We start from the raw sequence: 9,040 nt of genomic DNA on the forward strand, positions 1-9,040 counted from the left end.
ACGCGCTGGGGCGGGGTGGGCCCGCCGCCCGGGGGGGGCGGGGCCGGCCGGGGCGCGGGGCCCGGGCCGGACGGGGTGTCCTCGGGAGCGGTGGCGCGGTCGAACGACCGGCTCAGTGGCCGCGGTTGGCGCCGATGGTCTCGGTGATGGCGCGCAGCGACTCCTTGAGCGAGCCCATGGTGGCGAGTACGGCGGTCGGCTCGTAGCCGCAGTGCGCCATGCAGTTGGCGCAGCGCGGGTCCTTGCCGCGGCCGTACTTGCTCCAGTCGGTCTTCTCGACGAGTTCGCGGTAGGTGGGCACGTAGCCGTCGGCCATCAGGTAGCAGGGCCGCTGCCAGCCGAACAGCGAGTAGTTGGGGATGCCCCAGGGGGTGCACTCGAAGTCGGCCTTGCCCTCCAGGAAGTCCAGGAAGAGCGGGCTGTGGTTGAGCCGCCAGCGGCTCCGGTTGCCGCCGGCGAAGGCCTTGCGGAAGAGCTCCCGGGTCTGGTCGACGCCGAGGAAGTGCTCCTGGTCGGGGGCCTTCTCGTAGGCGTAGGCCGGGGAGATCATCATCTCGTCGACCTTGAGCTCGTCGTTGAGGAAGTCCAGCACCTCGATGATGGTCTGCGGGGTGTCGGTGTTGAAGAAGGTGCTGTTGGTGGTGACCCGGAAGCCGCGCCGCTTGGCCTCCTTGATCGCCGCCACCGCCTCGTCGAAGGTGCCCTCCTTGGCCACCGACTCGTCGTGCCGCTCGCGCATGCCGTCGATGTGCACGGCGAAGGTGAAGTACGGCGAGGGCTTGAACTTGTCCATCTTCTTGCGCATCAGCAGCGCGTTGGTGCAGAGGAAGACGTACTTGCGGCGCTCGACGAGCTGGCGGACGATCTCGTCGATCTGCGGGTGCATCAGCGGCTCGCCGCCGGCGATCGAGACCATCGGGGCACCCGACTCCAGGACCGCGCCGACCGCCTGGGCCACCGGCATGCGCTGCTTCAGCACACCCGCCGGGTGCTGGATCTTGCCACAGCCCTCACAGGCGAGGTTGCAGGCGAACAGCGGCTCCAGTTCGACGATCAGTGGGAACTTGTCCCGGCGCTTGAGCAGCTTCTGCTGCATGAGGTAGGTGCCGACCCGCACGGTCTGGCGCAACGGCATGGCCATGGCTAGCTCGCCTCCTGGGGGAGCGTCGAGGATGTGGGGTGGTTCAGGTCCGCGGGGCCGGGCCGGGACTCCTGCCGGTACCAGTCGACCAGGGCGGGTACCGCCGCCCGCAGGGTCCGCCAGGCACGCACCCCGGCCGGGAGGGTGCCGGGCCGCAGCAGTTCGCGCTCGGGGGTGTCCACGACCACCCGCAGGACGGCGGCGGGCAGCGTCGGCCGCCGTTCCCGCAGCGCGGCCAGCACGGCGGCGGCCTCCATGTCGACGGCGAGCGCGCCCTGGAGGTGCAGGGCGCGCCGTTCGAGGCCGCGGACGACGTGGTCGGCGGTGTGGTGCACCCCGGCGTGCGCGGTCAGGCCGAGTTCCTTGAGGGCCCTGGCGAGCTCCGGCCCGGAGTCGACGGGGTACAGGTGCCCCTCCGCGTCGCGCACGCCGTCGGCGACCACGATGTCGCCCGGCAGCACGCCCGGGCCGACCGCGGCGCCGAAGCCGGCCACCACGACCGCGCCGTAGCCGCCGGGGGCGGAGCCGAGCAGCCGGCGGACGGTCAGCGCGGCCCGCCGCCGGCCCATGCCGGTGCGCACCAGCACCGGCGGCCCGCCGGCCGCACCGCGCCAGTCGCCACCGCGCAGCGCCCAGACCTCGGGTCCCAGCGCGCAGAGCACCAGCAGCGGGGCGGTGGTCACCGCGCCGCCCCGATCGCCGGGGTGTCGCCGTTGCGGCGGCCGAGGGCGGGACTGCCGTGCAGGTAGCGGCCGAGCGCGGTGACCGGGAAGACCAGCCGGTACAGGTGGTAGTTGATGGAGAAGTCCCACGGGAAGCCGGTGCCGGTGAACTGCGGCTCGTCCCAGGTGCCCTCGGGCAGTTGGGTGCGCACCAGCCAGTCCACGCCGTGTTCCACCGCCGGGTTGGCCCGGCCGTCCGGGCCCTCGCCGGCCGCGAGCAACGCCATCAGCGCCCATGCGGTCTGCGAGGCGGTGGAGTCGCCGCGCCCGGCCCAGCGGGCCGGGTCCTCGTAGGAGCGCATGTCCTCGCCCCAGCCGCCGTCGGTGTTCTGCCGGTCCTCCAGCCAGCGGACGGCGCGCCGGATCGCCGGGTGCTCGTCCGGGACGCCGGCCGCGACCAGGGCGGGCAGCACCGAGCCGGTGCCGTAGATGTAGTTGGTGCCCCAGCGGCCGAACCAGGAGCCGTCCGCCTCCTGGTTGTGCAGCAGCCACTCGACGCCGCGCCGGGTGCGCCGGTCGCGGGCCCGGCCGGTCTCGGCGAGCATCTCCACCACGTGGGCGGTGACGTCGGCGGACGGCGGGTCGACCACTTCACCGAAGTCGCAGAACGGCAGCTTGTTGGGCAGCGTGCTGGTGTTGTCGACGTCGAAGGCGCCCCAGGCGCCGTTCTTGGACTGCATGCCGAGGTTCCAGAGCACGCCGCGGTCCATCGCCGCATCGACCTTGGCCGGGTCGGGGTGGTCGACCCGGCCCAGCGCGAGCACCACCTCGGCGGTGTCGTCGATGTCGGGGTAGGTGTCGTTCTCGAACTCGAAGGCCCAGCCGCCGGGGGCCAGCGTGGGCCGCTGGACGGACCAGTCGCCGTCCTTGCGGATCTCCTCGCCGAGCATCCAGTCGACGGCCGAGACCAGCGCCGGGTGGTCGGCCGGCAGCCCGGCGTCGACCAGCGCGATGGTGGCCAGGCAGGTGTCCCAGACCGGGGACTGGCAGGCCTCCAGCCAGCGCCGGCCGTCCTCGGTGTGCACGGTGAAGCGGTCGAAGGAGGAGAGTCCGGCCTGCATCACCGGGTGCTCCAGCTCGTAGCCCTCCAGGTGCAGGGCGATCAGCGAGTACACGGCGGGCGGCTGGATGCCACCCCAGCAGCCGTCGGCCTCCTGCCGTTCGACGATCCAGCGGCAGGCCTGGGAGACGGCGAGCCGGCGCAGCGGGCGCAGGGCTCGGTGGTGGTAGGCGTGCAGGACCTTGTCGAGGCGCTCGAAGAGGCCGTCCCAGCTGGTGGCGGGGGCGAGCGGCCGGTCGGGGTAGGGGTGGTCCGGGTCGGTGTGCAGCTCGGTGAGCGGGAAGGGCGCCGGACGGACGGGGCGGTGGGCCGAGACGACGGTCAGCGGGACGATGGTCTGGCGGGCCCAGCAGCCGAAGGCGTAGATGTTCAGCGGCAGCCACTTGGGCAGGAAGATGATCTCGGGCGGCATCTCGGGGAGCCGTTCCCAGGGCCACCAGCCGAAGAGCGCGAGCCAGATCCGGGTGAAGACCCGGGCGGCCGCGATGCCCCCGGCGGAGCGGACGTACCGCGCGGCGGCCACCATGTGCGGGGCCTCGGGGTCGTCGCCGGCGAGTTTGAGGGCGACGTACGCCTCGACGGTGGTGGACAGTTCGGCCGGCCCGCCGTGGAAGGTGGCCCAGGTGCCGTCCTCCCGCTGCTGGGACCGGATCCATTCGGCGGTGGCCTTGGTCTGGTCCTCGGTCCGGATCCCGAGGAACTGCCGCAGCAGTAAGTCCTCGGCGTCCATGGTGACGTTGGTCTCCAGGTCGCCCTTCCACCAGCCCTCGGAGCTCTGCAGCGAGAGCAGGTGGGTGGTGGCGCGGGCCAGTGCCTCCCGCGCGTCGGCCGCTCCGAGGTCCGCCTCACCGGCCGGCCGGAGCTGGTCGGTGTCTTCGGGCTGCCACCGCCCGGCGCCCAGGAGGGTCGGGGGGCGGTCGCCCACCGCGACCGGCTCGGAATCGTACTCAGGGTCGAGCCGGCCGTCCGCGGTTGCTGTCAACGTAACGTCACCTCTCTCGTACCACCACGAATTCGGCGAGTGCGACGAAGTGCTCGCGCACCTCGTCGGACATGGGCACCTCGTCCAGGGCGGCGAGGGCAGTCGTGTGCTGGCGGCGGGCTTCCTCCTGGGTCCAGGCGCGGCCGCCGGCCTCCTCGATCAGCGCGGCCCGGGCGGCGAGCTCGGGCTCGCCCTCCTCGCCGCGGCCCTTCGGGTCGGCCAGCTGCTCGGCGAGCCGGCGCGAGGCCGCGCCGCCCTCGGCCAGCGCGGCGGCGACCGGCAGGGACTTCTTGCGCTGGCGCAGATCGCCCCAGTGCGGCTTGCCGGTGACCTCGGTGGCGCCCCAGATGCCGAGCAGGTCGTCCACCGCCTGGAAGGCCAGGCCCAGGTGGTGGCCGTAACGCTGGAGCGGTTCGGAGACCTTGTCGTCGGCCCCGGCCAGGACGGCGCCGATCGCCGAGGCGGCCGCCAGCAGCGCCGCGGTCTTGCCGCCCTCCATCTCCAGGCACTCGGCGACGGTGACGCTGTCGCGCTGTTCGAAGGCGACGTCCATGGCCTGGCCGTCGATCAGTCGGCGGGTCGCCGTGGTGAGCAGCCGGACGGCGCGTGCGGCGTCGGTGGGGCTCGTACCGCCGGTCACCGCGGCGTCGAGCAGCACCTCCGTGCCGAGCGTCGCCAGGGCGTCGCCGGCCAGGATCGCCTGGGCCGGACCGAAGACCGTCCAGGCGGTGGCCCGGTGCCGTCGGGTCTCGTCACCGTCCATCAGATCATCATGGAGCAGGGAGAAGTTGTGCACCAGTTCAACCGCGACCCCGCCCGGCACGCCGACCTCGGCGGCGGCGCCGGTGGCCCGGGCGGAGAGCAGGGCCAGGGCGGGGCGCACGGCCTTGCCGCCGTCGCCCTTGGCCGGGGTGCCGTCCCGGTCGATCCAGCCGAAGTGGTACGCGGCGACGGTGTCCATCGGTGCGGCCAAACGGGCGACGGCGGACCGTAGCGGCGGGGTGCAGAGCGTGCGGCTGCGGGCCAGCAGCTCCGGCACCGAGACCGGTTCGGCGTGCGCCGTGCCTCCGACGGCGATGCCGGTGCGTGACTCCACGTGCGTTCCCTCTCCCTCGTGGTGCCGGACCGCCCGGGGCGGCCGGGTGCTTGCGCTGTCGGTGCGGCTGGTGTCGATGTGGCCGGTGTCGATGCGGCTCGGGTCGGTGCGGCTGGTGCCGGTGTCACCGCTGTCAGTGCCGCCGGTGCGGCCGGTGTCGTTACCGCCGGTGCGGTCGACGGGAGGCCCGCCGGCTCTGGCGGGGTCCCCGGCGGCGCCCGCCGTCACCGGGGCCACCTCCCGTCGCCCCGGTCCGCCGGCAGCCGACTGCCGGCCGCGGCGAGCGCCGCGTCGGCCGCGGCGTGGCCGCTGCGCACGGCCCCCTCCATGGTCGCGGGCCAGCCGGTGGCCGTCCACGCGCCGGCCAGCAGCAGGCCGGGGACGTCGGTACGGGCCGACGGGCGCAGCAGCGCGCTGCCGGGCGCCGGGTCGAAGGTGGCGGTGCGCTCGCGGGTGACGAAGAAGTCCAGCACCTCGGCCCCGGCGGCGGCCGGGAGCAGCCGGGCCAGCTCCGGCAGGTACCGGCGGCGCAGCTCGGCGACCGGCAGGTCGATCTCGTCCTGGACGGCGGACTGCGAGAGCGCCAGGTACTGGGCGCCGGGGTGGGCCCGGCCGAGCCCGGTGCCGGCCAGGCCGGAGTGCGCGGTGCGGTCGAAGACCCACTGCACCGGGGAGCCGAGGGCGGCGAAGAACGGCCGACGCAGCACCTTGCGGTCGTAGACCACGTGCACGTTGAGGATCGGCGCGGTGCCGAAGTCGGCCAGCCGGTCCTGGCCGGGGAGGGCGTTCGGGGGCAGCAGGGCGGCCGCGCTGTCCTGGGCGCCGGCCAGCACGACGGTCTCGGCGGGGAGCGGCTCCGCGCCGCCTTCCAGATGGACGGCGTGCTGGGGCACCGCCGGCTTGAGCTCCGTCACGCGGGCGCGCAGCAGTACCTTCACGCCGGCGCGTTCCAGCTCGGCGAGCGCCCGGTCGTGGTGGATCACGCCGAGCGGGACGGCGGCCATGCCGATGTCGGAGGCGCCCGGGTCGGAGAGCAGGCCGGTCTTGAAGACCATCGCCGCCAGCGCCAGCGACACCTGGTCGGCCCGGGCGTTCAGGGTGGCGACGCCGACCAGGTCCCAGAGGGCGGCGAGGGTGTTCGCGTTCTGCCCGTTGCGGCGCAGCCACTCGCCGAAGGAGATCTCGTCCAGTGCCGGGTCGGCGAGGTCCAGGCCCTGGAGCGCCAGCGCGCCGCGGACCACCCGGGCGCGGTCGGCCGGCCCGAGGTGCGGGTAGCGCGCGAGGCTGCCGGCCAGGTGCAGCGGAACGGGCAGGCCGGCCCGGCGCAGCCGCCCGAGGGTGCGCACCGGGGCCGCGTCCGGCCCGGCGACGGAGAGCACCGGAACGTCCAGCCGGTCCTGTACGTGGACCAGCCGGGCGGCGCCGAGCCGCTCCAGCAGGCCGCGGTAGGCGGTGCAGCAGCGCAGGTAGACGTGCTGGCCGTTGTCGACGGTCAGCTCGCCGCGCTGGAAGGAGAACGCCAGCCCGCCGAGCCTGGGCCGCCCCTCGACCAGCGTGACCCGGTGGTCGGCCTCGGCCAGCCGCAGCGCGGCGGTGATCCCGGCCAGGCCGCCGCCGACCACCACGGCGGCCGGGCGCGCGGCATCGGCTCGCCCGGTCATCGACCCTCCCCCTCGCGATTGCTGGACCGCCCTGCGGCGGTCGCTCCGGCCGGCACGCTCGTGACCGGCCCGGTCCTGGTCAACACTGCTCTGCCCGCTTGTGATTCCCCGCTGACACAGCGTGACAGAACTGCGGTGAGAATCAAGAACGCCCCCCGGCGAGCCCGGAAAGCGCGACGTACGCCTTCTCCCAGCCCGGCAGCGAGACCCGGCCGCGCAGGACGGACTCGGGGTCGGCGGCGATCCGGCCGAGCAGCCGGTGGTAGATCCCCGCCATCGCGGCGGTGCAGGCCCGGCTTCGGCGGTCGAGCATCGGCAGCAGCCGCAGGCCCTCCTCGAAGGCGGCCTGGGCGCGGGCGGCCTCGAAGGCCACCAGGCCGGTGAAGTCGGCGCCGACCGGCGGCCTGGGCAGCGCGAAGCCCTGCTCGCAGCCGAACCGGGCCAGGTCCTCGGCGGGCAGGTAGGTACGGCCGTTCAGGGCGTCCTCGCGCAGGTCGCGCAGGATGTTGGTGAGCTGCAGGGCCAGGCCCAGGGTGTCCGCGTAGCCCGCGCCGCGCTCGGGGTCGTCGCAGCCGTACACGCCGAGCGAGAGCCGGCCGACCGAGCCGGCCACGCAGCGGCAGTAGACCTTCAGTTCCTCGTAGGTCTGGTACTCGGCGCCCTTGAGGTCCATCTCGACGCCGTCGATCAGTTCGTCGAAGCCGCCGAGCGGGATCGGGAAGCGCCGGGCCGCGTCGGCCAGGGCGACCTTGATCGGGTCGGTGTCGTCCTCGGCGACCACCCCGGCGCGGACCTCGTCCACCAGTTCCCGGGTGCGCACCAGCGTCTCGGCCTTGCGGTCGGACGGAAGGTCCCCGTCGCCGATGTCGTCGACCCGGCGGGCCAGGGCGTAGAGGGCCGACATGGCCAGCCGCTTGGGTTCGGGCAGCAACCGGATGCCGTAGCTGAAGTTGCGCGCCTGAAGTCCGGTGACTGCCTCGCAGTACCGGTACGCCGCCATGACCTGGGCCGACGCCAGTGGTGATGCCGCCACTCGGGCGTTCACCTTCCCTTCGCGAAGATTGCCGCCGCCTTCGCTGCGAGGCGGCGCTTGTTCGGCTTCGCCTGCTGCGCGAGCACGTCGTACCCGGCGTCCTCGATGGCCGCCAGGGCCGCGTACCCGCCGGCGGTGAATCCCGCCAGGAGCAGTCGAAGCCTCCCCCGAACCGTACCTACCAATGGCGCGCCGCGGTCGAGCAGGGTGCGGGCCCGCTGCACCTCGAAGGCGATCAGCTCGCGCACCGGGCCGCTGGCGGTGGGGGCGGCGAGGTCCGCCTCGGTGACGCCGAACCGGGCGAGGTCCTCGGCGGGGAGGTAGATCCGCCCGTGGGCGAGGTCCTCGGCGACGTCCTGAAGGTGTTCGACCACCTGGAGGGCGCTGCAGATCGCGTCGGACAGCTCGATCCGCTCGGGGGTGGCGACGCCGGCGATGGCCAGCACCAGGCGGCCGACCGGGTCGGCGGAGAGGGTGCAGTAGCCGATCAGGTCGTCGTAGCCGGCGTAGCGGGTGGTGGTCTGGTCCACCCGGTTGGCCTCGATCAGGCGGCGGAACGGCTCCGGGGTGAGCCCGTGCCGGTCGACCAGCGGCACGAGGCTGCGCAGCAGCGGGTGGCGGGGGCCCTCGGAGGCTCCCGGGTGGAGCGCCGCCTCGAAGACCCGGTCGAGATCGCGCTCCAGTCCGTCCAGCAGTGCGAGGCGGAAGGCGACCTCCTGCGGACTCGGCGGGCCGGACTGGGCCGAAGGGGTGGCGGGGGGCGTGGCCTCGACCCCGAGCAGGGCGGCGGTGGCGGCCGGATCGGCCAGGTCGCCGTCGCCGGCGTCGTCGACCAGCCGGGCGTAGCCGTAGACGGCCATCAGGTCGTCGCGCCAGGCCGCGGGCAGGAAGAACGGGGCGACCGGGAAGTTCTCCGCGCCCGCCTTGTCCAGGGTCTCCCCCGCGGAGCGGTTCACCGACGTATCTCTGGGCTGGGCCGAAGCCGACACTGCTGTCACTCCCCCGTTCTACACCGCTGGGCATCACCGGCCCGACTCGGACACGCGTCCGAGCGGGGGCGCCACCTCCGGCACACCGCCCCCGCGCATACAGCCTGACACCACGGGGCGCGCCGGAGAAGAGCGCCCCGCCCGGCGCACGGGGGCGCTCACCCCCGCGGCGGCGGGCCACCCGGGGCACCGACGGGGGCGCACGAACAGGGGGCCGGCCCCGGAAATCCCCGGAACCGGCCCCCTGGACGGCCTGGTGTTAGGGCGTGTCTGACAATTCGCGGCGGATCAGCGCGCGGCGTTGGGCGCCCGGCTGGGCGTGCCGGCGAAGCGTCCTCGTACTGGGCCGTACTTGG

General features: G+C 74.3%; 7 protein-coding genes. All 7 read right to left on the reverse strand.

What is annotated here, in order from left to right; all coding sequences use genetic code 11:
- Window positions 1-112: 112 nt before the first annotated feature.
- Window positions 113-1,141, reverse strand: coding sequence for an adenosyl-hopene transferase HpnH (gene hpnH / locus ACFV6I_RS30690; protein ID WP_063350100.1), 1,029 nt, complete (start codon window positions 1,139-1,141; stop codon window positions 113-115).
- Window positions 1,142-1,143: 2 nt separating this feature from the next.
- Window positions 1,144-1,824, reverse strand: coding sequence for a hypothetical protein (locus ACFV6I_RS30695; protein ID WP_063350099.1), 681 nt, complete (start codon window positions 1,822-1,824; stop codon window positions 1,144-1,146).
- On the reverse strand, window positions 1,821-3,905 hold the full coding sequence (gene shc / locus ACFV6I_RS30700) for a squalene--hopene cyclase (protein WP_244293508.1): 2,085 nt from the start codon (window positions 3,903-3,905) through the stop codon (window positions 1,821-1,823). Before shc ends, ACFV6I_RS30695 begins: the two co-directional genes overlap by 4 nt.
- 7 nt (window positions 3,906-3,912) lie before the next feature.
- Window positions 3,913-5,001: a polyprenyl synthetase family protein gene (locus ACFV6I_RS30705; protein WP_079136360.1), complete on the reverse strand. Its 1,089-nt coding sequence runs from the start codon at window positions 4,999-5,001 to the stop codon at window positions 3,913-3,915.
- A gap of 224 nt (window positions 5,002-5,225) precedes the next feature.
- Window positions 5,226-6,662, reverse strand: a complete 1,437-nt coding sequence (gene hpnE / locus ACFV6I_RS30710) for a hydroxysqualene dehydroxylase HpnE (protein WP_380342298.1) — start codon at window positions 6,660-6,662, stop codon at window positions 5,226-5,228.
- Window positions 6,663-6,804: 142 nt separating this feature from the next.
- Window positions 6,805-7,662 (reverse strand): presqualene diphosphate synthase HpnD, encoded by an 858-nt coding sequence (hpnD, locus tag ACFV6I_RS30715; protein ID WP_380342339.1) that lies wholly within the window; start codon window positions 7,660-7,662, stop codon window positions 6,805-6,807.
- 41 nt (window positions 7,663-7,703) lie between these two features.
- Window positions 7,704-8,684 (reverse strand): squalene synthase HpnC, encoded by a 981-nt coding sequence (gene hpnC, locus ACFV6I_RS30720; protein ID WP_380342341.1) that lies wholly within the window; start codon window positions 8,682-8,684, stop codon window positions 7,704-7,706.
- Window positions 8,685-9,040 lie beyond the last annotated feature (356 nt).

Source organism: Kitasatospora sp. NPDC059803 (genome assembly GCF_042732255.1).
Taxonomy (GTDB): domain Bacteria; phylum Actinomycetota; class Actinomycetes; order Streptomycetales; family Streptomycetaceae; genus Kitasatospora.

Bases quoted from the DNA above. Each gene is read 5' to 3' on its own strand.
- hpnD (WP_380342339.1), bottom strand. From the start codon at position 7,662: ATGGCGGCGTACCGGTACTGCGAGGCAGTCACCGGACTTCAGGCGCGC.
- hpnE (WP_380342298.1), bottom strand. From the start codon at position 6,662: ATGACCGGGCGAGCCGATGCCGCGCGCCCGGCCGCCGTGGTGGTCGGC.
- hpnH (WP_063350100.1), bottom strand. From the start codon at position 1,141: ATGGCCATGCCGTTGCGCCAGACCGTGCGGGTCGGCACCTACCTCATG.